Below are 25,327 nucleotides of genomic sequence, written 5' to 3'. Positions count from 1 at the left end.
CCTGTTTTTCTGAATCACGATAGGAAGTTAGCTCACTTGGTAGAGAGGTTTGCTTCCTAAGACCCTTGTTAAATATTTTTACATCTTGCCCGCACTGGAGAAACGCGTGAAGCACCCCCTCTCGACCATGGTTCGACAAGCCGCCCGCCTGGCGCTCACGCTGGCTGCGCTCGCCTGGGGTGTTGCTGCGACGGCGCAGCCGACAGCGCCCTTGCTGTTCGCGGTCAGCGAAGGCACGTCGGGTGGCGGCTCGGCCGTCACCGACGAGCAGATGGCCACCAAGTACCGGCCCGTGGTGGAGGTGATGGAGCGCGTGCTGGGCCAGAAGATCACCGTGCGCTACGTGCGCGACTTCCGCATGCTGGAAGACGGCATGAAGAACGCGCGCTTCGACCTCGTCATCGCTCGCCCCAGCGACTACCCCGCCCGCGGCCTGCGCGACTACGGCTACAACGTGGTCACCACCACCCAGCCGGATGGCCACTGCCTGCTGGTGGTGAAGGAAGACAGCCCCTTCAAGACGCTGGACGAGATGAAGGGCAAGCGCTTCATCCTGCCCGAGCAGATCGCCTACATGACCAAGTTCTGCCTGGCCGAGCTGCGCGACCAAGGCCTGCCGCTGACGCCGGGCGAGGTGACCTTCGTGCGCGAGCAGGGCGCGATCCCGTTCGCGCTCAAGAACAACCTGTCGCACATCGGCGGCATCGCCTCGTATTCGGGCGTGGCCGGCCGGCTGCAGAAGGAAGGCCTGCGCGTGCTGCACAAGAGCCGCCCGCAGCCGTACCTGCCGCTCATCGCCGGTGCCAGGATTCCGGCCGACAAGGTGCGTGAACTGGGCGCGGAGCTGGTGGCGCTGTCGAAGACCGAGCAGGGCGCCAAGGCGCTGGCGGCCATCGGCCTCAAGGGTTTCGACACCAACTCGCAGCAGCGCCTGCTCGAGCTGCTGGAGTGGCTGGGCGACAAGAAGGCCAACTGAGCGCCGTCACGCCCCGCCGTTGAGCGCCGCCAGGCGCTCGGGCGTGCCGACGTCCGTCCACGCGCCCTCGTACAACTCGGCACTGACCCGCCCCGCCGCGATGGCTTGGCGCAGCAGGGGCGCCAGCGGCGCGGCCGTGCCTTGCGGATTGCCGGGCAGGATGTCGCACCAGGGCGGCTCGAACAGCGCGCGGCGGTACAGCGCGATGGTGCTGAAGGTGTGGCGCACGCCACCCGGCGCGGCCTCGTTCAGCGCCAGGCCACCGTCGCCGATGGCGAAGTCGCCCTCCGGCTTGTGCGCCGGGTTGGGCACCAGCCACAGGTGCGCCAGCCGGCTGCTGGCGGCAAAGCGCTCGACCGCCGCGGGCGCGCAAACAAATTCGGGCGCGAAGATGTCGCCCGCCACCACCCAGAAGATGTCGTCGGCCCGCGCCGCCAGCAGCGGCAGCGCGCGGGCGATGCCACCCGCCGTCTCCAGCGCATAGCCGAAGTCGCGGCCTTCGCACGAGAAGCGAAGCGGGCTGGCAGCCGGCGAATACTCCTGATTCAATAGCTGCTCGCGCCCATCTGGCGGGCGCTGAAGGCCAAAATGGCTCTCAATCTGCTCGCCCAGCCAGGCGGTGTTGACGACGATCTGCTCCACGCCGCCGGCGCGCAGCGTCTCCACCCAGCGCTGCAGCAGCGGCTTGCCGCGCACCACCAGCAGCGGCTTGGGCGTGTGGTCGGTCAGCGGCCGCATGCGCTCGCCCCGGCCGGCGGCCAGGATCAGCGCGCGCGGGTGCACGGGCACAGCCGGGGCGGCGGGCAGCCTCATGCTTTGGGTGCCGCGCGCGCCGCGGTGTCGTCACAGGCTGGGGCGATCAGCGGATCAGGCATTCGCCGCACTTTAGCGGATGCGGGTGCAACCGCTGGCGTTGCGACCGGCCGGGTCCGGCCGCGCTGGTGCGGCCGATAGAATCGGGGGTTCCCCAGCTGCCCTGCCCCCGCGCGCCCATGAACACCTCTCTCCTGGCCAACGCCATCCGTGCCCTCGCCATGGACGCCGTCCAGCAAGCCAACTCAGGCCACCCCGGCGCACCCATGGGCATGGCCGACATGGCCGTCGCACTGTGGGGCCGGCACCTCAAGCACAACCCGGCCAACCCGCTGTGGGCCGACCGCGACCGCTTCGTGCTGTCGAACGGCCACGCGTCGATGCTGATCTATGCGCTGCTGCACCTGACGGGTTACGACCTGCCGCTGCAGGAGCTGAAAGACTTCCGCCAGCTGCACAGCAAGACGCCCGGCCACCCCGAGCACGGCCTGACGCCCGGCGTGGAAACCACCACCGGCCCGCTCGGCCAGGGCATTGCCAACGCCGTGGGCATGGCGCTGGCCGAGAAGCTGCTGGCGGCCGAGTTCAACCGGCCCCGCCACGCCATCGTCGATCACCACACCTACGCCTTCATCGGCGACGGCTGCCTGATGGAAGGCATCAGCCACGAAGCCTGCGCGCTGGCCGGCGCGTGGAAGCTGAACAAATTGATCGCCCTGTACGACGACAACGGCATCAGCATCGACGGCAAGGTGGCGCCCTGGTTCGTCGACAACACGGCCGAGCGCTTCGAGGCCTACCAGTGGAACGTGATCGGCCCGATCGACGGCCACGACGTGGACGCCGTGGACCGCGCCATCGGCGAGGCCAGGCAAAGCGCCGACCGCCCCACGCTCATCATCTGCCGCACACACATCGGCAAGGGCAGCCCCAACCGGCAGGACACCGCCAAGGCGCACGGCGAGCCGCTGGGCGCCACCGAGATCGCGCTGACGCGCCAGACCATCGGCTGGGAGCACGGCCCATTCGAGATCCCCGCCAAGGTCTACGCCGCGTGGGATGCCAAGGACGCCGGTGCCCGTGCCGAGCAGAAGTGGGACGAGCGCTTTGCCGCCTACGCCGCCGCCCACCCGCGCCTGGCGGCCGATTTCAAACGCCGCATGGCGGGCGAACTGCCGAAGAACTTCGCCCAGGTCGCCGTCGACGCCGCGGTCGAGGCGCACAAGAAGGCCGAAAACGTGGCCAGCCGCAAGGCCAGCCAGATCGCGCTGGAAGCCTTCACCGCCGCGCTGCCCGAGCTGATCGGCGGCAGCGCCGACCTGACCGGCTCGAACCTGACCAACACCTCGTTCACCACGCCGCTGCGCTTCCATGACGATGGCAGCGTGGTGCTGCCCGAGGCCAAGCCGGAACGCGAGACGCAACTGGAACGCGCCAACAACGGCGTCGGCAAGGAAGATGAGGCCACCACCAGCGCGCCCGCCCCGCTGCCCGAAGTGGACCTGAAGGCCGCTGCGCCGGCCATCGGCGCGCGCTTCCACATCAACTACGGCGTGCGCGAATTCGGCATGGCCGCCGTCATGAACGGCATCGCACTGCACGGCGGCTACATCCCCTACGGCGGCACCTTCCTCACCTTCAGCGACTACAGCCGCAACGCCATCCGCATGGCAGCGCTGATGAAGCAGCGCGTGGTGCACGTGTTCACGCACGACTCGATCGGCCTGGGCGAAGACGGCCCCACGCACCAGTCTATCGAGCACGCCGCCAGCCTGCGCCTGATCCCGGGCCTGGACGTCTGGCGCCCCGCCGACACGGCCGAAACGGCCATCGCCTGGGCCGTGGCGCTGGAGAACAAGGACCGGCCCACCGCCCTGCTGCTGAGCCGCCAGAACCTGCCCTATGCACCGAAGCGCGATTTGGGCGAGATCAGCCGCGGCGCCTATGTGCTGAGCGAACCCGCCGACCTCCGTCTGCACGGCAAGACGCGCGCCGTCATCATCGCCTCCGGTTCCGAGGTGCAGCTGGCGCTGAAGGCGCAGGCGCTGCTGGCCGCGCAAAAGATCGCCGTGCGTGTGGTCTCCATGCCCAGCACCAGCGCCTTCGACCGCCAGAGCGTCCAATACAAGCAATCGGTGCTGCCGGCTGGCCTGCCGCGCATCGCGGTCGAGATGGGCGTGACCGACGGCTGGTGGAAATACGGTTGCGCCGCCGTGGTCGGCATCGACCGCTACGGCGAATCAGCGCCGGCGGGCAAGCTGTTCGAGTTCTTCGGCTTCACGCCGGAGAACGTGGCCGACACTGTGCGCGCGGTGCTGGGCCGCTAGGGCCGTCATGCGCGGCACCCGCACTCAGTCGGAATATCCGGGCGGCAGTTCGTCGCCGGGCATGGGCGGAACGTGGGGGCTGGCGGCGAGCCAGTCGGCGAGCGCATCGCCCGGATATTCGCTGGCCCGCGCGGCACGCTCACGAAAGAAGGCCTCGGTCTTGAGGGCCGAGACTTTCTCCGCGATGGCCGTGACGAAGAACTGGTTCATCGACACGCCTTCTTCCTGCGCCACCTGGCGGGCGTATTCCATCAATGATTCAGGTACACGAAGCGCATAGTTAGCCATGCTGATTCTCCTGTCGGTCAAGTATGTGCAAGAACTCCAGGGGGGTGCAGATCCGCAACCGAAAGCGCATCGCCGCAGCTTGGAAGTCGCGCACGTTGAAAGTGACCAGCGCGTGAGCGGCGCCATTGAGCGCGGTTTCCAGCACCATCTCATCGGCGGGGTCCTGCAATTGGGGGCGCCACCGCGTATGTCGCTCCACGGGCGCGGCCAGTTGACACAGGCGGTTCACCAGCGCATCGATCTGCGCCGGGGGGCGCGCACCCAGATGCTCCGGTCGTTTCAACACCGCCTCATACTCCAACGCCAGCGGAACCGACAGCAGCAGACGATAGCGCTGCTTCCAAAGGGCCTGCACCACGGCAGCGGCCGATCCGTCGGCGCTGCGCGCTGCGGCCACCCAAACATTGGTGTCCAGCACCACACGCCACAGCGCCCCCGAATTCATATCGCCTATCATATCAATTAACTTCAGGAGAAAGCAATGACCATCAAGATCGGCATCAACGGCTTCGGCCGCATCGGGCGCATGGTGTTCCGCGCGGCGGTGCAGAACTATTCGGACATCGAGGTCGTGGGCATCAACGACCTGCTGGAGCCCGACTACCTGGCCTACATGCTGACCTACGACAGCGTGCACGGTCGCTTCAAGGGCGACGTGAAGGTGGACGGCAACACGCTGGTGGTCAACGGCAAGAAGATCCGCCTGACGGCCGAGAAGGACCCGGCCAACCTGAAGTGGGGCGAGGTCGGCGCCGAGGTGGTGATCGAATCCACCGGCCTGTTCCTGACCAAGGAAACCGCGCAGAAGCACATCGACGCCGGCGCCAAGAAGGTCATCATGTCGGCCCCGTCGAAGGACGACACGCCCATGTTCGTGCACGGCGTGAACTGCGCCAAGTACGCGGGCGAGCCGATCATCAGCAACGCCAGCTGCACCACCAACTGCCTGGCGCCGCTGGCCAAGGTGCTGCACGACAAATGGGGCATCAAGCGCGGGCTGATGACCACCGTGCACGCCGCGACCGCCACGCAGAAAACCGTGGACGGCCCCAGCAATAAGGACTGGCGCGGCGGCCGCGGCATTCTGGAGAACATCATCCCCTCGTCCACCGGCGCTGCCAAGGCCGTCGGCGTGGTGCTGCCCGATCTGAAGGGCAAGCTGACGGGCATGTCTTTCCGCGTGCCGACGTCCGACGTGTCGGTGGTCGACCTGACGGTCGAACTCGAAAAGCCCGCCACCTACGCTGAAATCTGCGCCGAGATGAAGGCGCAGAGCGAGGGCAAGATGAAGGGCATCCTGGGCTACACCGAGGACAAGGTGGTGGCCACCGACTTCCGCGGCGATGCGCGCAGCTCGATCTTCGACGTCGATGCCGGCATCGCGCTCGACAGCACTTTCGTCAAGCTGGTGAGCTGGTACGACAACGAGTGGGGCTACTCCAACCGCTGCCTCGACATGGTGCGCGTGGTCACCAAGAAGTAAAGCCCGGCGCTTTTCGCTCCGGCCGGATTTACCGGCCGCACGGCTCATGCTAGAAAGCTGGCATGAGCCGTTTTCATTGCACCTCTGTCCTGTGGCTGTCGGCCGCGCTGCTGGCCACGGCTGCCCATGCCGCGCCGGGCGATGCCCCGGTGGCACGCGGCCTGATCGTCACGCTGAAGGCCCCCGCCGACGGCAGCCGCGAAACGCCGCAGGCGGCGCGTGAGCGCCTGAAGACGGTGGCCACCGACGCCGGCCTGCCGGGCGCGCAGGCACCCATGCCGGTGGGTTCGCGCGCGCACCTGCTGCACTTTGCGCAACCGCTGACCGGCGCCGCGCTGCAGGCCGCCGAGCGCCGCGTGCGCCTGAACCCGCTGGTGGCCAGCGTCGAGCCCGACGTGCGCCTGAAGCGCCAGGCCGAGCCCAACGACCCCTACTACGCCAACGGCACGCAATGGCATCTGCGCCGCCCGGCCGATGGCGGTGCGGGCGCCCTCAACCTGCCGCCCGCCTGGGACCGCAGCACCGGCAGCCCCAGCCAGGTGGTGGCGGTGGTCGACACCGGCACGGTTCCCGGCCACCCCGACCTGCAGGGCAAGCTGCTGCCCGGCTACGACCTGATCAGCGATCTGGACACCAGCAACGACGGCGACGGCCGCGACGCCGATGCCTCGGACCCGGGCGACTGGATCAGCGACACCGAAGCCAATTCCGCGCGCTACCCCGGCTGCCCGGCCGAAGACAGCAGCTGGCACGGCACCTTCATCGCCGGCCAGATCGCCGCGCTGACCAACAACGGCGTCGGCGTGGCCGGCGTCAGCTGGGGCGCGAAGATTCTGCCGGTGCGCGTGTCGGGCAAGTGCGGCGCCTGGCTGTCCGACGTGGTGGACGGCATCCGCTGGGCCGCCGGCCTGCCGGTGAGCGGCGTGCCCACCAACCCGAACCCGGCCAAGGTGATCAACGTCAGCTTCGGCGGCAGCACGGCCTGCACGCCGGCGTACCAGTACGCCATCGACGACGCCGGCGCCGTGGGCAGCCTGGTGGTGGTGGCCGCGGGCAACGAGAACGGCCCGCTCACCCGCCCGGCCGACTGCGCCGGCGTGCTGGCCGTGGGCGCGGTGCGGCAGGACGGGCTGAAGACCTACTACTCCAACTACGGCCGCAACGTCGGCATCATGGCGCCCGGCGGCCCGGGCGGGCGCGACGTGGGGCCCAGGCTGTATTCCACCGCCAACACCGGCACGCGCGGCCCGGCCGAACACAGCTACGACAGCAAGGACGGCACCAGCTTCGCGTCGCCACTGGCGGCGGGCGTGGCCTCGCTGATGCTGTCGGTGAACCCGGCGCTGACGCCGTCCGAACTGGTGTCGCGCATCCAGGCTGGCGCGCGCGCGTTCCCCAGCAGCCCCGGCTACCCCACCTGCAACGTCAGCGCCCCCACCAACAGCGCCTGCAACTGCACGCGCGAAACCTGCGGCCCCGGCCTGCTGGACGCCGAAGGCGCGCTGCAGCTGGCCTACAGCCCGGCCGTGGTCATCGCGCCGGTGGGTACTGTGGCGCCGGGCAGCAGCCTCACGCTGGACGGGCGCGGCAGCGCGGCCGTGGGCGGCGCCAGCATCACCGCGTACCAGTGGAGCCAGGTCTCCGGCCCGCCGGCCACGCTGGGCGCCACCAACGGGCCGACGCTGGCCGTCACCCTGCCGGCCGGCGCGCGCGACGACTGGGTGTTTCGCCTGCTGGTCACCGACTCGGCCGGCCGCTCGGCCGACAACTACGTCACCGTCACCACGCGCAGCGGTGGCGGCGACTGGCATGACGACGACGATGGCGGCGGCAGCACCGGCCTGCTGTGGGGCCTGGGTCTGTGGGCGCTGGCACTGGGCGCCTGGGCGCGGCGCCGGCGCGCCGGGGCGGCCTGAGGGCCGGGCGCCCTCGGGCGCCAGCGCGCGCCATCGGCATGAATGCTCTGGTCGAATGCAGCCCGGGTGCGCTGCACCCCATATACTCCCCACCATGCCGACCGCCAGCGCCCGCCGGACGGGCGACAAAGTTACATACTCCCCCGCCAAAGACTGACCTCCACGCCACTGGGTGGTGAATGCGCCAGCCGGGGCGAACCGCCGCCGGGTGCAGCGCGCGACTGGCCACAGCGCGCCATCAAGGCGCCAGGCCGCGCCCGTCGCCGCCAGGCAGAGCGGGCGCCTTCCTACAGTCGGCCGGCGCGGCGCGGCCCACACTGCAGGCCATGTTGCCACCCTTGCAGTCACCGACCATGACCGTCACCCGCCGCTTTCTCATCGCCGGCCTGGGCGCCAGCGCCTTCACCGCCCTGCCCGCCTGGGCCCGCCAGGGCGCCGCGCAGGCGGCCGCCGACACGCTCGACTTCGACGCCTTCAACGCCGCCACCGACACGCCCGCGCTCAGGATGGGCAGCCGCGGCGCCGCCGTGACCCGCGCGCAGGTCCTGCTCGACCGCGCCTGGTTCTCGCCCGGCGAGATCGACGGCGCCTTCGGCCGCAACATGCAGCGCATGGTCCGCGCCTACCAGCGGTCGAACAGCCTGAAGGAGACCGGCAGCGTCGACGCCGCCACCTGGCAGTCGCTGCGCGAGGCCAGCGCCGAGCCGCTGCTGACGCGCTACACCATCACCGAGAAAGACGCCGCCGGCCCATTCGAGAAAACGCCCGCCGACATGGCCGAGCGCGCCAAGCTCAAGGCGCTGGTGTACGAGTCGCTGGACGAGGCCATTGCCGAGCGCTTTCACGTCAACCCCGCCTATCTGAAGCGCCTGAACGGCGGCAAGGCGCTGGCCGCCGGCACCGAGATCGTGGTGCCCAACGTGCTGGACAGCAAGGCGCCCACGCGCGCGTCGCAGAGCATCGAGATCGACAAGGGCGAACGCGTGCTGTTCGTGCTGGACAGCGACGGCAAGCCCGCGGCGGGCTTTCCCATCAGCATCGGCAACGAGATGAACGACCCGCTGCCGATCGGCCAGATGGCGATCAAGAACGCGGTCGACATGCCCAGCTTCACCTACAACCCGGCGATCCTGAAGAATGCACCGAAGGATGCCGCCAAGGTCGAGATCGCCGGCGGCCCCAACAACCCCGTGGGCACCATCTGGCTGGGCCTGACCAAGCCGCACTGGGGCATTCACGGCACGCCCGAGCCGGCCAAGGTGGGCCATTCCGAAACCAACGGCTGCATCCACCTGACCAACTGGGACGCCGAGCGCCTGGCCAAGGTCGTCAAGGTGGGCGCCAAGGTCGACGTGCGGCCCTGAGCGCGGCGGCCATCACGCGGAGCCCACCCGCTTGCCACCGAACACACGCCGTCGCCCGCCGGGCTGGCGCCAGGCCCTGGGCTGGTTCGCCGTGCTGGCCGCGCTGCTGCTGGGCGCCAGCTGGGCGCTGCGGCAGGCTGATCGGCCACTGATCCGCGCTGCCGACCCCGCGCCGACAGCCAGCCGCATCCAGGCGCCGGCGCCATCGGTTCGTCCGCCCGAAGCCAGCGCACCTACACCGCCCGCCGTGCCTGTGCCCGCGAGCCGCGTCCAGCCCGCGCCGACAGCCGCCGCGCCCATCATCCTGGCCGCCAGCGATGGCGCCAAGGCCCGCGCCGACACCGCCGCCGAAGCCGCGGCGCAGGCCGCGCAGCAGGCGGCGCGCGCCGGCGATCCGTCACCCCAGGACACGGCCCGGCTGGCAGCGCGGCGCCTGACGCTGCCGGTGCAGGGCATCGCCGCCCACCAGCTCACCGACACCTACACCGACGCCCGCGCCAACGGTGCGCGCAGCCACGACGCCATCGACATCATGGCGCCCATCGGCACGCCGGTGCTGGCGGTGGAAGACGGTCGCATCGCCCGCCTGTTCTTCAGCCAGGGCGGCGGCGGCATCACCATCTACCAGTTCGACCCGGGCGAGGAATTCGCCTACTACTACGCCCACCTCGACCGCTACGCCGACGGCCTGCAGGAAGGCCAGGCGGTGAAGCGCGGCCAGCTGATCGGCTACGTGGGCAGCAGCGGCAACGCCAGCCCGCAGGCACCGCACCTGCACTTCGCCATCTTCAAGCTGGGGCCGAAGAAGGAATGGTGGAAGGGCGAGGCGCTGAACCCCTATCCTGTGCTGCGCTGGCCTTGAAGCCGTTTCGCGCCCCAAACCTCAGCTTTTGACGGGGTGACGCCATGACTTCGCCGCTGCGCGGCGTGATGACGAAATGACGTCAGTGATGCGCGGAATGCCTCGCCCTTGGCTGGCGTGTTGGCGGCGCAGCCGCCGTCATCGAAGCGCAGCAAGGTCATTTCGTCGTCGCATCGCGCGCCAGCAGCCATCTTTTTTTGAACGCGAAACAAACAGTATGAGGCTGAGGCGCGGCGCCGTTGTGCGTCGCGCAGCGGCCCGGACGGCGCTGGCGTCATGCCATTGCTGCCTCGACACGTGAACATTCGTCATCCCGGCGCAAGCCGGGATCCATGTCCCCGTGCGCACGCCGCCTGGATTGCAGGCTTGCGCCGGAATGACGACATGGATGTCGGTTCGCTCTGGACATGGCACAGCGGCACGGCGCCACCCCAGCGCGCGCAACCCGCCGCTTGCTGTCCCCTGTGCGCCGTCGCCCCAGTGACGGCGCGGCCCGCCGGCGCCGCCGGCCTGCAGGAACCTTGCAGTTCCGCACACCCCGCTCGCCCACGGCCTGGAGGGCCGCGGGTCCCTTTCCACCCTTGCACCTGCCCCCGCCATGAACACCCTTGCCGCCTTCCGCTCCCTGCTTCCCCGCCGCCGCGTGCTGGCCGCCGCTGGCCTGATGGTTCTGGCCGGCCTGCCAGGCCTGGCCCAGGCGCAGGCCGACAAATGGCCGCAGCGCACGGTGCGGCTGGTCGTGCCCTTCCCGGCCGGTGGCGCCACCGACATCACCGCCCGCGTGCTGGGCGAACAGCTGTCCAAGCGCCTGGGCCAGCCCTTCGTGGTCGACAACCGCGGCGGCGCCGGCGGCATCACCGGCACCGACGCCGTGGCCAAGGCCGCGCCCGACGGGCACACGCTGCTGGTCTCGCTCAGCACCTCGATGCTGATCAACCAGTACCTCTACACCAAGATGCCCTACAACCCGATGACCGACCTGGCGCTGATCAGCCAGCTGGCCAAGGCGCCGGTGGTGCTGGCCGTGCACCCCAGCGTGCCGGCCAAGACCGGGCCCGAGCTGCTGGCCTGGGTGAAGGCCAACAAGGGCAAGGTGGCCTACGGCTCGTGGGGCGTGGGCTCGTACGCGCACCTGGGCGGCGCCGCCATGAGCCTGGCGCAGGACGCCGACATGTCGCACGTGGCCTACCGCGGCGAGGCGCTGATGCTGCAGGACCTGATCGGCGGGCAGATTCAGATGGCCTTCACCAGCGCGCTGTCGGCCAAGCCGCACGCCGACGCCGGCAAGCTGCGCCTGGTGGGCGCCACCGGCGACACGCGCATGGGCGTGCTGCCCAACCTGCCCACGCTGGCCGAGCAGGGCCTGAAGGACGACGCCTACCGCATCGTCGGCTTCGTCGGCCTGGGCGGCCCGGCCAAGCTGCCGCCGGCGCTGATCGAGCGCATCAGCACCGAGGTGCAGGCCGTGATGGCCCTGCCCGAGGTGCGCGAGCGCATCGTCAGCATGGGCTTCACCCCCGTGGGCGGCACGCCGGCGCAGTTTGCCGCTGTCTACAAGCGCGATGCGCCGATCTGGGAAAAGCTGGTCAGGCAGTCGGGCGCCAAGGCGGACTGAGCCTGCCGCCGCTGCCCACGCCGCCTGCGCCACCCGCCGGGCGGCGTTTTTTGCCCGGCAGGCGTGCGCGGTCAGCGGTGTTGTGGGAGCGGGCTTGCCCGCGATGGGGCGTCTCGTCGCAACCAACGCTTGATCGCGGGCAAGCCCGCTCCCACACACACCTTTGGCGTCCACCCCGCGCGCTGGCGCGCCCCCCCGGCGCCCGGCCGCCGTGACAGACCGATGCTGCAGGGGGGGGGACTTGTCAAATTTTTCTGATGGCAAAAATTGGCTTAAGCGCCCATCCATCGGGCGCCAGAAGCTACTAATTCAGGACTGCCACCCCGCACTAAATCGCTATCGCCTTATTCAGCCCAATTCCCGATCAAAACAGCCAGAAATCCGTCATTCCGGCGAAAGCCGGAATCCAGGCGGCGTGTGCCAGAACACCCGGCTCGCGGCTTTCGCCGGGATGACGGTTGTTCACGTTCTGAAGTGGAAGCGGATTCAGCCCCTCACAACCCCGCCGCGCCCACCCAGGCCGCCGCGCAGCCCGGCTGGGCGTCGCAGGCGGCGTCCAGCGCCTCGATCGGCTCGTCGGCGAACAGCACCTGCACGGGCTTGTCGCCGTGCGGCTGCCACGCGGTCTGCGTCATCAGCCACTTCTGCACGAACTCGGCCACGGTGGCGCGCGCGGCCTCGCGCTGGCGCGCCAGCACGGGCGCGGTGGCGGCCTTGCGCGCCAGCGAGGCGGTGATCGACCGCTCCAGCGCCGCCAGCTGCTCCGGCCCGGTGAACAGCGACCACAGGCCGCGCGATTCCTTCTCGATGCGCGCGGTGTCGATGGCCACCGGCAGCGTGGGCTGCAGGCGCGGCGCGATCACGCGCACGCTGCCGTCGGGGCGCACGCTCACGCGCCATTCGGGCGCCAGATCGACATGGCTGCGGTAATGCGCCGGCACGCGGATGCGCGAAAACGTGCTGCCCACGGGCACGCCCAGCACGTCGTGGTCGCGCGAGACCTCGAAGGTCTCCACCTGCTTCAGCTCGGCCACCTCCAGCCGCCCGCCGGGCGTGCGCAGCACCACCGCCTCGCCCACGGCCTGCGCCAGCGGGGGCGGCGCCGGCGGCTGCGCACGCCACAGCCACCAGCCCAGCAGCGCGTTGGCCAGCAGGCTGAGCACCAGCCAGTGGCGGCGACGGCGGGGCGCGGGCGAGGGCTGGGCGGGGGGCGTTTCAGGGCTCAAAACGGTTCACATCCTTGCTGGATTATCAAAAGGTCTCCGATGCCGCGCGGACCGCATCCGCGAGTGTGGGAGCGGGCTTGCCCGCGATCAAGCGCTTGTGGCGACGAGGCGCCGCATCGCGGGCAAGCCCGCTCCCACAACGCTGTGTTGCGGATCAAGCATCCTGGTGGGTTTGGCGGCCAGAAAGAGTTGGTGCCGCGCGGCGCGCAATGGTTCAGGCGCGGTGGCGCCTATCATGCCCCGGTCATGCGCGATGCCATCCACATCACCGACCTCGAAGCCGCCATCAACCACTGGCGCGCCCGCCAGCCCGCCACCGGCGCCGCGCTGGCGCCCGAGGTGGCGGCGCTGGCCGAGGTGTATGCGCGCATGGTGTTCCACCGCCAGCACCAGGCCGACGCCGCCCACCTGCCCGCCGCCGCGCGCGCCGCCTGGCTGGCCTGGTACGCCACCACGCCCGACGCGCCCTGCATCGCCATCTGCTCCACCGCGCAGGGCGACGCCGTGTGCAAGGGCTGCGGCCGCACCGAAGGCGAAGTGCAGCACTGGCCCGCGCTGAGCCCCTTCGCCAAGCGCGCCGTGTGGCGCCGCATCACGGCCGAGGGCACGGCCTGGCGCTTCAACCGCTACGCCGACCGCGCCCGCGAGGCGCCGGCGCCCGGCCCGTCGCACGACGGCAGCACCGGCCGGTCCGCCGGCTGATCCTTTTTTGATAGCTGCCAGCGCTTGTCCAGCAAGCGTCGCAGCCCAATTTGACTTGAAACAAGACGCCTGGGCGACTTGCCGCGCCGCGCGGACGGTGGTTTAATCGCGCGTTCCGAAGGGGAGTAGCTCTCCCGCCGCCCACCCCGGGCGGCCCTCGTCCGGTCGTCAATACGAAGCCCTTCTGCCCTGGCAGACCGCGGCTTCCGGCCCGTCGGGCAGGCGCAGTCCGCTGCATCGCCTGCCGAGCAAGACCTTCGATCAACCCCGTCTGGCGAGGCTGGTCGAAAGCGTCCGGGTCTGCCCGCTGTCTGCCCCCCGTGGCTGCAGCGCGTGTGTCCCCTGAGTGTGCGCTGGCGCCCGGCCACGGCCATGGCGGGTTTTCATCGACCCGTGCCCTGCCCGGCACGCACTTCGGAGCCTTGTTTCTCATGGAACTGTTCTCAACCGCCTGGTGGTCCGCGCTGATGGCCATCATCCTGATCGACCTGGTGCTGGCCGGCGACAACGCCATCGTCATCGCCCTGGCCGCGCGCAACCTGCCCAAGCACCTGCAGAAGAAAGCCATCATCTGGGGCACCGTGGGCGCCATCGGCGTGCGCACGGCGATGACGCTGATCGTGGTGTGGCTGCTCAAGATACCCGGCCTGATGCTGCTGGGCGGCGTTGGCCTGCTGTGGATCGCCTACAAACTGATCGCCGACCAGGGCGGCGAGGACGAAGGCCACGGCCCGGGCGCCACCACCTTCTGGGGCGCCATGAAGACCATCATCATCGCCGACGCGCTGATGGGCATCGACAACGTGCTGGGCGTGGCCGGCGCGGCGCAGGGCGCGATGGACCTGGTGGTGCTGGGCCTGCTGATCAGCGTGCCGATCGTGGTGTTCGGCTCCACCATGGTGCTGAAGCTGGTGGAGCGCTTCCCGATCATCATCCAGCTGGGCGCGGCGGTGCTGGCCTTCACGGCGGCCAAGATGATCGTGAACGAGCAGCTGCTGTCGGGCATCTTCGGCCCGCGCGAGGCGCCCGAGCAGCTGCTGCGCTGGGGCCTGACGGTGCTGTGCATCGTGGGCGTGCTGGGCACCGCCTGGCTGGCCACGCGCCGCAAGCCGGCACTGGCCGACGACTCGGCGCAGGCCTGACGCCGCGCGACGCGGGCGCCGCAGCGTCGCCCGCGCCATGCCGCTGCGCTATGCTGGCGGCATGAAACTGATCCTGAAATGGCTGCTCTCGGCCGCCGCGCTGCTGGCGGTGGCCTACATCTACAGCAGCGGCGTGAGCGTGGCGAGCTTTGGCGCGGCGATGGTCGCAGCGCTGGTGATCGGCCTGCTGAACATGCTGGTGCGGCCCGTGCTGGTGGTGCTGACGATCCCGGTCACCATCCTCACGCTGGGGCTGTTCCTGTTCGTCATCAACGCGCTGATGTTCTGGGCCGCCTCGGGCGTGCTGAGCGGCTTTCACGTCAACGGCTTCTGGGCCGCGCTGATCGGCTCGCTGATCTATTCGGCGCTGGGCGTGGTGATCGACGCGGTGGTGAAGTGAGGGCGGGCGGCTCGCTCGCCCACCAAACGCTCTCGAATATATAGCGGCTTGCGCCTGTTGCAAGCCAGTTTCAGGCCGATACGTCTTGAAATCGGCTCATATACTGCGGCAATCACTATCAAATGATGAGCAGGCTCGATTGAGTCAAGGAACCCAGCGGCACAGCGCATCGCCAGGTTTCGCTGCGCTCTGCCTGCGGCGCCTGCGGGAGCGGGCTTGCCCGCGATCAGGCCGCCGTTGTGGCGCATCGCCCCATCGCGGGCAAGCCTGCTCCCTCAGTGCCCCCGCCTCGGCCTCGGCCTCAGCGCCGCTTCATCTCGTCCAGCTGCTGCTGCTTCAGCGCGGCCTGCGCCGCGCGCAGCCGCGTGTCGACGATGCTGGCCTCGATCAGGTCGGCGTTGTCGCCCGGCTGCCGGCGCGAGAAGTCCTGCGCGGCGCGCCAGCGGTCCACGGCGCCGGCGTAGTCCATGTGCGCCATCGGCACTTCGCCCTCGGCGCGCAGCGCGCGCAGTGTGCGGCCCGCCGCGCCGTGGGCCTGCGCCAGCGCCTGCCACGCGCCAGCATCGCGCGGGTGGTCGCTCACCCAGGTCTGCAGCGCGCCCGCCGCCTCGGTCGCCTGGCCGGTGCCGACCAGCGCCTGCGCGCGCAGCAGCAGCGCGGCGCGGCCGGCCTGGCCCTGCACGTCGGCGCTGGCCGGGCGCGGGGCGCCGCTCAGCAGCTTCAGCACCTGCGCCGGCTCGCCGGCCTGCAGGGCCAGCTCGGCCTGCAGCAGACGGGCCTGTTGCGCCGCCGGGCCATCGCCCGCCACGGCCAGCGCCAGCTGCGTGGCCAGCGCCTGCGCCTTGGGCAGATCGCGCAGCTGCGCCTGCGCCAGCGCGGCGGCGTACAGCGCGCCCGCACGCTGCGCCAGCGGGCGGCTGGCAAAGCCGGGTTGCGCCGGCTCGCCCGCCCAGGCGCGCAGCACGTCCACGCCGGGGCGGCTGAGGGCGCGCGCGCGGCCGGCCACCAGTGCCGCCTCCAGGTCCACCGGCGGCGCCTGGCGCGCCAGACTTTGCTGGCGCTGCTGCATGTCGGCGATGCGCTGCGTGGTCAGCGGGTGGCTGCGCAGGTAGGGCCAGTCGCTGTTGTCGTTGATGCGCGAGGCGGCCTGCAGCTTCTCGAACATGCTGACGAAGCCCTGCCCCGCAAAGCCCGCCTGCGTCATCACGCCGTAGCCGATGCGGTCGGCCTCGCGCTCCATGTCGCGCGAGAAGTTCAGCTGCTGCTGGATCACCGCCGCCTGCCCGCCCACCGCCAGCGCCGCGCCGGCCTGCGGGTTCTTGCTGGCGGCAATGGCCCCCAGCACCATGGCCGCCAGCAGCAGCGGAGCCTGGCGGTCCTGCGCGCTCAGCAGGCGCGGAATGTGGCGCTGCGTTATGTGCACCAGCTCGTGCGCCAGCACCGAGGCCAGCTCGTCGCGCGAGGCCACCGCGCCCACCAGCCCCAGGTGCAGCCCGAAGTAGCCGCCCGGCAGCGCAAAGGCGTTGATGCTGCGGTCGCGCCCCAGCAGCACTGCCCAGGCGTAGCGCTCGTCCAGCTCGGGCGGCAGCTCGCCGCGCGCGCGCGCGCCGGCCAGCAGCGCGCGCCACAGGCCGTCCACGTATTCGCCGATCACCGGGTCGTCGATGTAGTCCGGGTCGCGGTACAGCTCGCGGATGATGGCGTCGCCCAGCTTGCGCTCTTCCAGCGTCGTCATCGCGCCCGCATCGCCCAGCGAGGGCAGGCCACTGCGTCCCACAGGCGCCGCGACATCGCCCTGCGCCCGCGCCTGCGACGCCAACAGCGCCAGGGCCAGCCAGCCGGTGGCGTGACGGCGGTTGAGACAGAGACAGCTACAGGTCAGGCGGTGCATGGGCAGGCAGTCAGGCAGGGAGGCTGCTGCGTATGATGCCCGCACCCGCACGACGTTCCCCGCCGTTACCCATGAACACCCCTCCCAGCCCCCTCACCCACTTCGACGCCCACGGCCAGGCCCACATGGTGGACGTGGGCGCCAAGCCTGCCACCCACCGCGTGGCCGTGGCCAGCGGCCGCATCGAGATGCTGCCGGCCACGCTGGCGCTGATCGAATCCGGCACGGCGAAGAAGGGCGATGTGCTGGGCATCGCGCGCATCGCCGGCATCATGGCGGCCAAGAAGACGAGCGATCTGATTCCGCTGTGCCACCCGCTGGCGCTGAGCCGAGTCGCTATTGATTTCGAAGCTGTCCGCGCCGATGCGGCGGGCGCCGATGCCGTCGTCTGCACCGCGACCGTGGAGACCACCGGCCCCACCGGCGTGGAGATGGAAGCCCTGACGGCCGTACAGATCGCCCTGCTCACCATCTACGACATGTGCAAGGCCGCGGATCGCGGCATGACCATCACCGGCGTGCGGCTGCTGGAAAAGCACGGGGGCAAGTCGGGAAGCTATGTCGCGACAGGCACTTAGCCGTCAAAGCCTCCATCTCCACGCCGGTGGGGCCAGTGGTTCTCACCCGTCACCAGAGCGCCAAAAAAGGATTTTGTCCAACGCTTGTCCAAGTGAGAAGCGCATGGCATCGATCAGGCAGCGTGCCGGCAAGTGGCAGGCACGCATCATTCGAAAGGGCTACCCTGAAGAAACGAAGACCTTCGACACGCGCACCCAAGCGCTGCGATGGGCGCGCGAAGTGGAAAGCGGCATGGACCGCCGGGTCCACCAGAGACACGGTGAGGTCGACGACTGGCTACTGCGGGAGCTGATGGCTCGCTACCTGAGGGAAGTCACTCCCACCAAGCGCGGCAGCAAGGATGAGGCTATTCGCATCCGCGCATTGCAGCGCTCGCGCCTCGCATCCTTCTCTCTGCATGCGTTGACCCCTTCCGATATCGCAGATTTTCGTGACCACCGCCTGACGAAGGTCGGCGCAGGCACCGTCATTCGTGATCTGGCCTTGCTGTCGGCCGTGGTCAACCACGCGAGGCGGGAATGGGGTGCGGCTGGGGCCAATCCCTTTGCTCTGGTGCGACGTCCGAGGGCGCCCGCAGGGCGCACCCGACTGCTCTCGGTGGATGAGCGCAACAGGCTGCTCGATGAGCTCAAACCCGTAGGACGACGCAACCCCCTGATGTACCCGCTGGTGATTCTGGCGTTGGAAACCGCTATGCGACGTGGCGAGCTGCTCGCACTTCGCTGGCGGCAGATCGACCTCGATCGCCAGGTCGCTTTTGTGGAAATCTCCAAGAATGGTGACTCTCGTGCTGTGCCACTGTCACGGCGTGCAGTCGAAGTACTGATGACTCTGGATCGACAGCCAGGCCAAGAACTGGTGTTTCCGATTGGAGCGCACGCACTTCATGCAGCTTTCAAGCGTGCCTGTTTGCGTGCCAAGCTGGAGGACTTCCATTTCCATGACCTTCGACACTGCGCCGCGACACACTTGTCGACGAAACTGAACAACGTGCTGGAGCTTTCAGCAGTCACTGGCCACAGAACACTTCAGATGCTGAAGCGCTACTACCATCCAGACCCTTCTGCATTGGCAGCCAAGCTTGATTGACGGCTTCTTTCATGCATGCTCCTAGTGTCGGAATGAACCGCCCTGGACTTAGAGGAGTCTCCATTCTTTGAGAGGATGGTGCCATGAGAAGGTCAGTGAAGTATTCGCCCGAGGTACGCGAGCGCACCGCGTCCGGTCATTTATGGGACTCACTCTAGGCATGACTTCGACGACATCGGCTTCGTAAGCAAGTTCAGCGCCTTGCTGTCCGCTATCTCGGCGATAGCGGCTTGCAGTCAAAGACTGTACTTCAGATGCCAGCTTGCGACTTGATATGGTCGTCGTACACACAATACCGAGGTCTGTATTCAGCCTGAACGACATCTACAGAGTCTCTAGCCGCTCCACGAAAACCTGCGTCGGCAACTCATGCCCCTGAATGTCGAGTCTGAACTCCGCCAAAGTTTCGCCAAGGGTCGGCACGGGGGCGCGCATGTCGAAAGACGCCAACATGGTATGCCGATGATGGTTCGCCATGGACCAATACGACCAGCCTTGATCGAGCCATACCACGAGCTGCCCACCGCCCTGCAGATGTACGCTTAGTCGGCGTCCATGGATCAGATTTCGCCGATCTGTTGACTTGACCGAAGCCTCAATTCCACAGTATTTAAACGCCGCTTCAAGCGCCTGATCCCTCTGTTTGGTCAGACCCCAATCCGACCACCACGCACCTCTATTGCGCTGAGTTTTGCCCTCGTCTATCAGCATGGTGGCCACTTTGACTCGAACATCGGGCCATTCTCCTGTAGCTTGGAAATATGACTTAATTGCCGAAACTGCTTCGACCAGTAGAGCGCAGGCAATTGGTGTCGCCAGATAGCGATCTTCGTACTCGATCGCGGTCGGAACGGCGCCGCTTGGAAACAGCGTCGATATGTCCCCTCGACCAATGTACTTCCAGAAGCGCTCGCCGAAGCCAAGCCCTTTCCCATTCAGCTCGCTGCTGATTTCGAACGACTGGACGCCCGCGGCATCTGTGGCTGGCAGTGTGATGTCCTCACCCGAAAGGTGTGGGCCAACTGTGGGCGCTGAGACGACGATGCCGTCTACCAACTGTCCCCAGTGGCGATCACTACTAGCACACTGCCGCTCGGTAGTAGCCCAAGTCGAATAGGTACGGTCGGAGCGCTCTATTGTTGCGATGCAGTAGCCATCCTTGGACAACGCCGGCGCAGTACCGGCAATCACTCTCACGGAACCTAGCGTCTCAAGGCTTCGAAGAACAGCTGCGTTCTCACGCGACAATTGCGTTAGATCACCTTTGGAGGCAACCAGGAACAGTTCTGTGTCATCCCTGACGGATAGTCTGTGCATCAATCGCCTCAAGGGCGACGCCGGCAAATCCCAATCGGCTGGACTTCCGTTCAAGTAAACAACCAGACGCTGAGCATCCCCACGATTCAACTCTCGCGAAATCGCTTCATCGATCGGCTGGAACTCCGGCTTGGAAGCTGCGCCAAACAGTTGGCACCTGTCATCCAACGCCAGCGACGCGAGCCAATCATCGGACAAGAAGTTCAGTGCGGCTTGCCGGTCCAGTTCGTCAGCACGATACCTCGTATCAAAGGTCAGGAGACACATCTGACAAGCGCCTTCGCAGCCTGCTTCGCACTGAAGCTTGCTCCTAGCTATGCGCATGAGCCTGGGGAGTTCAGAAGCAACAAGGCTTGAGTAACCTGCCGAACGAACATCAAAGACTTGAATGACGCGCGCCTTGCGATAGAAGTCGTCACGCAGCATCTTGGTGTCGCATCCCAGTTCAGTTTCCTCAACCCCAAGACTCTCAGCCACTGCTCTTCGCAAGGCTACCGCCAAGGTGTAGGCAACCGCCGAGTCCACCAAAGGCTGACCCTCTACATCGTTGAGCACAATCTCCAGAACGTCAGTCTTGTACTCACGACCAAACCGTATGCCGGCCTTGATCTTGAAAGGGTTGTCACTGCCGCCACACATCCAACTGCCTGCAGTCTTGCCCCCTCTCAAACGAGCATGCGGACGTTGGAAGACCTTGGGTATCCCATCGGGGTCTTCTTCGTTCCCCATGGGCGATGCGCGTCCACACTCTAAGCACAGGGCGTAACCTGATCGGTGTTTGCCGGATGAGTGATGAAACACCGAACCCTGCGGCGTGGCGCGAAAGCGCCCTAGTTCAGGTTTGGGCAGTGGAACCCAGCTTCCGGTTGCAGTGATCCATGGCATCTCGACAGGAACGTACTCTTGCAATGTGATGTCGTTATGGGTCTCCGCGAAAATGTCCACGCTAAAGCCCGCTGGCTCTAGGTACTGGAGGTTGTACTGGACGCCATCTTCCAGCTCATGCGCGCACTCCGGACAAGTCTCGAGCTTTTTTGCCAGCACGAAGGTGCCGCTAGCTCCGCACCGACCACATCGCCAAGCTTGTCGCAGGTTCTGCAACTCGCGTGCCTGATCCAGTGTTGCTGGCGCATGCCAGTTCAGCGTGATGCCTGCTGACTGATACACAAGGCCATCGATGACGACGCTTGCTCCTGGCGCGTACTCCCGCAGCGCCGTCACCGTGTCTCGACTGGGTAGCTCCCGCCGCTGGAACCTATTGTCCTCCCGGCCAGTCTCAGAATGTTCCCGCTGCCGCTGGATCTCGCGCGAATCTTTGTTGAGGGTCTCGAAAGTAGTGATATCTGTTGGGAAGCCGTAACCGGGCAACACACCACTCGTGGCCAGCTCACGGAGAAGGTATTCGCCCTTAAGGCGCTTGAACTGAACCTCAAGGGCACGCATGGGCACCTTGTCTTCAGCGTCCCTGGCGCGGAGCTCGGACATCTGCGCTTCGATAGCGTTCGTCTCTTCAATCCACCTCATCGCATGCCGCGCCACAGTAAGTCCAGCCTCTGCGACCAAAGCGGTTACGCTGCGACCTTCAAAGACCGTTCGTGCCGTCAGGGACCGCACGCCAGTGCACAACTCGGAGTGCTTCGAGTGATCGAAGCACTCGCACCATGCGACGAAGCGCTCCTGGCGACTCTCGCCGCGAGGCAACATCCACCACTCCAAAGTCAGCTTGTTGAGTTTTCCCTCCCTGCTTTGCATGCGCAAGAAGTTTGCGAGCAGCATTGAGTTGATGTGGCGCTGCACGATCAAGGGGCTGGACAAGGAAATGCCGGGTGTTCTCAATCGCGTGGTGAAGGGCCACGCGGTGTTATGAAACACGTGCTGGTCGTGCGGGTTGTTTTTGCAGACGGTCAGTGCGATAGAGCGCGTTTCCGCCCTGCGGCCCGCTCGTCCAGCGCGCTGCAGATAGTTCGCCGGATGGGGAGGAACGTTATTCATCGCGACTATGTTGATGCCGCCGATATCCACGCCCATTTCCATGGTGGTCGAACAGCTCATCAAGTTAATCAGACCCTTCTTGAACAAAGCTTCATACTGTTCAAGGCGACTTCCGCTTTGCTGGGCAGAGTGCTCCACGGCCCGGAAGAACCCAGCACCTTCGATGATGCGCTCGTTCAGATCGGACCATGTTCCTTCGATCCGCGCCTCTTGCAACGCGGGGTGTTTTGCCAGCCATTCACGCGCGGCTTCAACGCGCTCATCGTCGCTCGCGAAATCTCGCACGATCACGTCGCAAACGGGGACTGTTATTGGGCGGCACTCCGTCAAGCCCTCGGTAGCAATATTCTGGGGCAGATAAGGAGTGACGCCGCGCAACGTGACATCCAGAACCCTGCGTGTGACGGGACAAAACCACGCTTTAGTGATGTTCTGATAGGCAACATCAGACAAATCAAGATACCTACCCTGGTCGCCCCCGATCTGAAGCAAACCGGATGTCAAGGTCAAGTCCTCCCAGGCAGCCAGCAGCAGGGCATTGATACGATCACCTCCCGTAACTGACTGAGGATCAAGCTTCAATACATGGGCAAGAATTCTGACTAGGCGACTATTTCTCTTGCCCTTGGAAACTTTTGGCCATTTGATCAGCTTGTGCGTTTGCTTTTCAACGGAGGTCGGCGCCAGGATCTGCCTCGGGAACACTCGTTCTGCCCCCCAACGTTGCCAGCTGGATGGAAGCTGTATTGCCCAATGCTGTCGAACGAAAAAGTCCAACGCAATTTTGAGAAAGGAGCGCCACTCGTCCAGGCTGAAGCCGGCTTGCTCGACAGCCACTCGCCTCGTCGTCACCTGGCCCAGCTTTGGGTACTGCACTGAAACTAAGCCAAGCGTTTCCAAACTGTTCTGACGTTTCGGGCGTCGACCGAACTCACGGCACAAGAGAATTCTCGCCAGTAGCTCAGAGCCCTTGCTACTCTTGAACGCCTGATCCGCATCCGCGTAGGCAGTGCGAATCCAGTGACTGATGTCAGCAGACTGCGACGACAGCCAAGCCACCATCTCTTCGTGCCCAACGGGCTTGCCTGCAGAGAGCTGAGCTAATTTTGATTCCTTTTCCTCGATCTGCGTCAGCAGCAAGGTCCGCAGCTGACCGTCTTCCTGAGGAACGAGTCGCCGGACCTGCTCAATCTCCGCTCTGAGGTTTTGCCTCTCACCGAGGGACGATGCCGTGTCTGACACAAGCTTTCGATATACCGCACCACGCAGTGCATTTCGCTCAGCGTCTTGCTGCAGCTTTGCTGCGATACGAGCCGTGCCCTGCCGGCTGTCTGTAAAGGTGATCATCCGCCTGCCTCTACGAGGCATGTCCAGCGGCGTGTCCCCATCCGGGCAATACTCCAGCAGTGTTGGAATCACGGTGCCTAGATAGAAGGGTGCACCGAGTCTTGGTTTGCGAAACTGACGGGCTGGCATGTCATGGCCGCTACACTCCGGGCATCTCAGAACCAAGCTCTGATCTTCGTCGGCCGAGACATCCTGGATGCAGACGGCAATGGCTTCTTCAGATGCTTCTGAAACGACCTCCATCGAGTCACGCTTGAGCAGCACGGAAGGCCTGGGCGTCAGACCGTTGCAGATCAGCACGTGTGTTCGATTCGAGGGTCCGTCCAAGATCCCTGTTTCCGAGCCCTCCTCCACCTCGTCGCTCGGCTCATCTGGATCTCGATCCAACATGAACTCGTCCGAATCTTCTTCAATCGGTACTGCCAGCCGCTGGCTCAAACCCGTCTGCACCAGATCGGCACTGAGAAACGTCTGATTGCAGTCATTGCACGAAACCAGCGGAAAGACTGGCACACCGCATGCGCAGTGTCTTCGTTCTTCCGTGTATACGGCGCCATAAGCCCAGTCGGGGTGGTCCAGTTCGGTGCTTCGCTTGGCATCGCACTGTGGATCTGGACACGCCCACATTCCATTCAATGTGTTGTGAAACACATGCATTCGGAGCGGAAGGAATGGCTGGGCGGTTCGTCCTTCGCCCGCTACTGCACTCGTGAGGAGATCAAGCCACTTGAGTGGATCACGATAGTGCGCATCCGCTCCAGCGGACCCGAGCGCCGTCGCGACTTCCGACAGCAGCTGGAAATCACGGCCACCTTGTGTCGGTACAAACAACGACCTCAGGCGCCTGCCTATTGGATGAGCGGAGAGCCGCTTGTACAGGTCGTCGGAGCCCTGACTGGAATCCCGCAACGCATCGATTGTTTGGGCTACCCCTGTGTCCCCTGTGGTCTCAATTATTGGAATTTCCCTTTCACCATAAACCACGGTCACCCGGTCTGAGCCGACTCCCGCCAAGCTTGCGAGGAACTCCTGCAGTTGCCGGCGGGCCGGTTCGTCGCTGGCCCCGATAGTGGCAGACGTAGCGACAAAGTGCACCTGGTCCGCAGATGTGCCAAAGGCGTGGAGTACGCGTCGGAGCAGTAAGGCCAGTTCGGCAGCCTGCGATCCAATGTAGTTATGAGCCTCGTCCAGAACGATCCAGCCCAACTTGCCCTTGGACTTCTCCAGAATCGGTGCATCCTGCGCTCGGACCAGCATGTACTCCAACATCGTTGGGTTCGTGACCAGGATCTCCGGTGGGCTGTCCCTCAAGGTCGCTCGGTCATGCACTTCATTCGGAGCGTCGCGATACCGATCAGCCTTCGCTTCCTCTGGCGTCATGCCGTTGTATAGGCAGAAGCGAAGATCGCCTCCAAAAGGTCCCGTCCATGCCCGCAGGCGCTCACGTTGCGACTGAATCAAGGCGTTGAGTGGATACAAGAAGATCGCCTGGACGCCAGCTCCCTTAGCTCCATCTGCTTTTCTCTGGGCAATGCTGCTCAGCACCGGAACCATGAAGCACTCGGTCTTGCCCGAGCCGGTGCCGCTGGTGACCATCACTGATTGGCATCCAGGCCCAAGGAGAGCGCACCAGGCCGCCAGTTGATGCGAGTAGGGCTTTGCATCTGCCGGGAACCGATAGTCCTTAGCTGACTCTCCCCAAGGCTTGTCCATGGCCTTCACGACATCGGGGTGCAACAGCTTGCCGGACAGCTGAGACATCGTTTCATCCGTCGTCTTCCAACCGAACGTCGCCTCGAATACAGGGTCAGCCAGAAAGCAGCCGGGCGCGCCATATCCCCGAGAAAACAATGACAACAGATGCCGACGCAAGGGCTCATTCGAGAAGCCGAGGATGCCCACGGTGGCTCGTGAGGCACGCGTGCTTAGCTCAGGAAGAAGTGACGAGAAGAACTCGGATTTCATGAGGTAGTGCGCAACTTGAAGTGGGCCGAGAAG

At 66.3% G+C, this 25,327-nt stretch carries 18 protein-coding genes; 12 read left to right on the top strand and 6 right to left on the bottom strand.

Annotation, left to right across the window (positions count from 1 at the left end; translation table 11 throughout):
* Positions 1–106: 106 nt before the first annotated feature.
* Positions 107–976 (top strand): phosphate/phosphite/phosphonate ABC transporter substrate-binding protein, encoded by an 870-nt coding sequence (locus ACFSCU_RS02000; protein WP_333706441.1) that lies wholly within the window; start codon positions 107–109, stop codon positions 974–976.
* A gap of 6 nt (positions 977–982) precedes the next feature.
* Here ACFSCU_RS02000 and ACFSCU_RS01995 read toward each other — a convergent pair whose 3' ends face one another.
* Positions 983–1,789 carry a nucleotidyltransferase family protein gene (locus ACFSCU_RS01995; protein WP_180550266.1) on the bottom strand — a complete coding sequence of 269 codons (807 nt, stop codon included), beginning with the start codon at positions 1,787–1,789 and terminating at the stop codon, positions 983–985.
* A gap of 179 nt (positions 1,790–1,968) precedes the next feature.
* On the opposite strand from ACFSCU_RS01995, the gene ACFSCU_RS01990 reads away from it, so the two are divergent.
* The gene (locus ACFSCU_RS01990) at positions 1,969–4,116 is read left to right on the top strand and encodes a transketolase family protein (protein ID WP_180550267.1); all 2,148 of its coding nucleotides are present in this window, start codon (positions 1,969–1,971) and stop codon (positions 4,114–4,116) included.
* Positions 4,117–4,140: 24 nt separating this feature from the next.
* Here ACFSCU_RS01990 and ACFSCU_RS01985 read toward each other — a convergent pair whose 3' ends face one another.
* On the bottom strand, positions 4,141–4,368 hold the full coding sequence (locus ACFSCU_RS01985) for a pilus assembly protein HicB (RefSeq protein WP_257645705.1): 228 nt from the start codon (positions 4,366–4,368) through the stop codon (positions 4,141–4,143).
* A 28-nt stretch (positions 4,369–4,396) separates the two neighbouring features.
* Entirely contained in the window at positions 4,397–4,861 is a 465-nt protein-coding gene (locus ACFSCU_RS01980) for a putative toxin-antitoxin system toxin component, PIN family (RefSeq protein ID WP_377559738.1), read from the bottom strand.
* 24 nt (positions 4,862–4,885) lie between these two features.
* Here ACFSCU_RS01980 and gap point away from each other — a divergent pair, with 24 nt between their 5' ends.
* The 5 genes from gap to ACFSCU_RS01955 all read left to right on the top strand — a co-directional run bounded on the left by gap (position 4,886) and on the right by ACFSCU_RS01955 (position 11,644).
* Entirely contained in the window at positions 4,886–5,887 is a 1,002-nt protein-coding gene (gene gap / locus ACFSCU_RS01975; protein WP_180550268.1) for a type I glyceraldehyde-3-phosphate dehydrogenase, read from the top strand.
* Positions 5,888–5,949: 62 nt separating this feature from the next.
* A complete protein-coding gene (locus ACFSCU_RS01970; RefSeq protein ID WP_180550269.1) occupies positions 5,950–7,803 on the top strand; it encodes a S8 family peptidase in 1,854 nt (617 codons plus the stop codon).
* A 353-nt stretch (positions 7,804–8,156) separates the two neighbouring features.
* Positions 8,157–9,167 (top strand): L,D-transpeptidase family protein, encoded by a 1,011-nt coding sequence (locus ACFSCU_RS01965; RefSeq protein ID WP_180550270.1) that lies wholly within the window; start codon positions 8,157–8,159, stop codon positions 9,165–9,167.
* Between the two features lie 31 nt (positions 9,168–9,198).
* Entirely contained in the window at positions 9,199–10,029 is an 831-nt protein-coding gene (locus ACFSCU_RS01960) for a M23 family metallopeptidase (protein ID WP_257645706.1), read from the top strand.
* Positions 10,030–10,627: 598 nt separating this feature from the next.
* Positions 10,628–11,644 carry a Bug family tripartite tricarboxylate transporter substrate binding protein gene (locus ACFSCU_RS01955; protein ID WP_377559735.1) on the top strand — a complete coding sequence of 339 codons (1,017 nt, stop codon included), beginning with the start codon at positions 10,628–10,630 and terminating at the stop codon, positions 11,642–11,644.
* A 494-nt stretch (positions 11,645–12,138) separates the two neighbouring features.
* On the opposite strand, the gene ACFSCU_RS01950 is transcribed toward ACFSCU_RS01955, so the two are convergent.
* Positions 12,139–12,870 (bottom strand): hypothetical protein, encoded by a 732-nt coding sequence (locus ACFSCU_RS01950; RefSeq protein WP_377559734.1) that lies wholly within the window; start codon positions 12,868–12,870, stop codon positions 12,139–12,141.
* A 246-nt stretch (positions 12,871–13,116) separates the two neighbouring features.
* Between ACFSCU_RS01950 and ACFSCU_RS01945 the strand changes: the two genes are divergently transcribed.
* The 3 genes from ACFSCU_RS01945 to ACFSCU_RS01935 all read left to right on the top strand — a co-directional run bounded on the left by ACFSCU_RS01945 (position 13,117) and on the right by ACFSCU_RS01935 (position 15,114).
* On the top strand, positions 13,117–13,572 hold the full coding sequence (locus ACFSCU_RS01945) for a DUF3717 domain-containing protein (RefSeq protein WP_180550272.1): 456 nt from the start codon (positions 13,117–13,119) through the stop codon (positions 13,570–13,572).
* Between the two features lie 431 nt (positions 13,573–14,003).
* A complete protein-coding gene (locus ACFSCU_RS01940; protein ID WP_180550273.1) occupies positions 14,004–14,714 on the top strand; it encodes a TerC family protein in 711 nt (236 codons plus the stop codon).
* A 61-nt stretch (positions 14,715–14,775) separates the two neighbouring features.
* Positions 14,776–15,114, top strand: a complete 339-nt coding sequence (locus ACFSCU_RS01935) for a phage holin family protein (protein ID WP_180550274.1) — start codon at positions 14,776–14,778, stop codon at positions 15,112–15,114.
* Positions 15,115–15,415: 301 nt separating this feature from the next.
* Here ACFSCU_RS01935 and ACFSCU_RS01930 read toward each other — a convergent pair whose 3' ends face one another.
* Positions 15,416–17,005: a M48 family metalloprotease gene (locus tag ACFSCU_RS01930; RefSeq protein ID WP_180550275.1), complete on the bottom strand. Its 1,590-nt coding sequence runs from the start codon at positions 17,003–17,005 to the stop codon at positions 15,416–15,418.
* A gap of 71 nt (positions 17,006–17,076) precedes the next feature.
* Between ACFSCU_RS01930 and moaC the strand changes: the two genes are divergently transcribed.
* Positions 17,077–17,583 (top strand): cyclic pyranopterin monophosphate synthase MoaC, encoded by a 507-nt coding sequence (gene moaC / locus ACFSCU_RS01925; RefSeq protein WP_377559733.1) that lies wholly within the window; start codon positions 17,077–17,079, stop codon positions 17,581–17,583.
* Between the two features lie 103 nt (positions 17,584–17,686).
* Entirely contained in the window at positions 17,687–18,673 is a 987-nt protein-coding gene (locus ACFSCU_RS01920) for a tyrosine-type recombinase/integrase (protein ID WP_377559732.1), read from the top strand.
* Positions 18,674–18,997: 324 nt separating this feature from the next.
* Here the strand turns inward: ACFSCU_RS01920 and ACFSCU_RS01915 are convergent, their stop codons facing one another.
* Entirely contained in the window at positions 18,998–25,294 is a 6,297-nt protein-coding gene (locus ACFSCU_RS01915; RefSeq protein ID WP_377559730.1) for a DEAD/DEAH box helicase, read from the bottom strand.
* Positions 25,295–25,327: the final 33 nt, after the last annotated feature.

Source organism: Ottowia beijingensis, from assembly GCF_042680925.1.
Taxonomy (GTDB): Bacteria; Pseudomonadota; Gammaproteobacteria; order Burkholderiales; family Burkholderiaceae_C; genus Ottowia; species Ottowia beijingensis.
This window is presented reverse-complemented; position numbering and strand designations above follow the sequence as displayed.

Excerpts from the sequence above, each read along its gene's own strand:
- ACFSCU_RS01995 (WP_180550266.1), bottom strand. The coding sequence starts at position 1,789 with ATGAGGCTGCCCGCCGCCCCGGCTGTGCCCGTGCACCCGCGCGCGCTG.
- ACFSCU_RS01990 (WP_180550267.1), top strand. The coding sequence starts at position 1,969 with ATGAACACCTCTCTCCTGGCCAACGCCATCCGTGCCCTCGCCATGGAC.
- ACFSCU_RS01985 (WP_257645705.1), bottom strand. The coding sequence starts at position 4,368 with ATGGAATACGCCCGCCAGGTGGCGCAGGAAGAAGGCGTGTCGATGAAC.
- ACFSCU_RS01980 (WP_377559738.1), bottom strand. The coding sequence starts at position 4,861 with ATGATAGGCGATATGAATTCGGGGGCGCTGTGGCGTGTGGTGCTGGAC.
- gap (WP_180550268.1), top strand. The coding sequence starts at position 4,886 with ATGACCATCAAGATCGGCATCAACGGCTTCGGCCGCATCGGGCGCATG.
- ACFSCU_RS01970 (WP_180550269.1), top strand. The coding sequence starts at position 5,950 with ATGAGCCGTTTTCATTGCACCTCTGTCCTGTGGCTGTCGGCCGCGCTG.
- ACFSCU_RS01965 (WP_180550270.1), top strand. The coding sequence starts at position 8,157 with ATGACCGTCACCCGCCGCTTTCTCATCGCCGGCCTGGGCGCCAGCGCC.
- ACFSCU_RS01955 (WP_377559735.1), top strand. The coding sequence starts at position 10,628 with ATGAACACCCTTGCCGCCTTCCGCTCCCTGCTTCCCCGCCGCCGCGTG.
- ACFSCU_RS01945 (WP_180550272.1), top strand. The coding sequence starts at position 13,117 with ATGCGCGATGCCATCCACATCACCGACCTCGAAGCCGCCATCAACCAC.
- ACFSCU_RS01940 (WP_180550273.1), top strand. The coding sequence starts at position 14,004 with ATGGAACTGTTCTCAACCGCCTGGTGGTCCGCGCTGATGGCCATCATC.
- ACFSCU_RS01935 (WP_180550274.1), top strand. The coding sequence starts at position 14,776 with ATGAAACTGATCCTGAAATGGCTGCTCTCGGCCGCCGCGCTGCTGGCG.
- ACFSCU_RS01930 (WP_180550275.1), bottom strand. The coding sequence starts at position 17,005 with ATGCACCGCCTGACCTGTAGCTGTCTCTGTCTCAACCGCCGTCACGCC.
- moaC (WP_377559733.1), top strand. The coding sequence starts at position 17,077 with ATGAACACCCCTCCCAGCCCCCTCACCCACTTCGACGCCCACGGCCAG.
- ACFSCU_RS01920 (WP_377559732.1), top strand. The coding sequence starts at position 17,687 with ATGGCATCGATCAGGCAGCGTGCCGGCAAGTGGCAGGCACGCATCATT.
- ACFSCU_RS01915 (WP_377559730.1), bottom strand. The coding sequence starts at position 25,294 with ATGAAATCCGAGTTCTTCTCGTCACTTCTTCCTGAGCTAAGCACGCGT.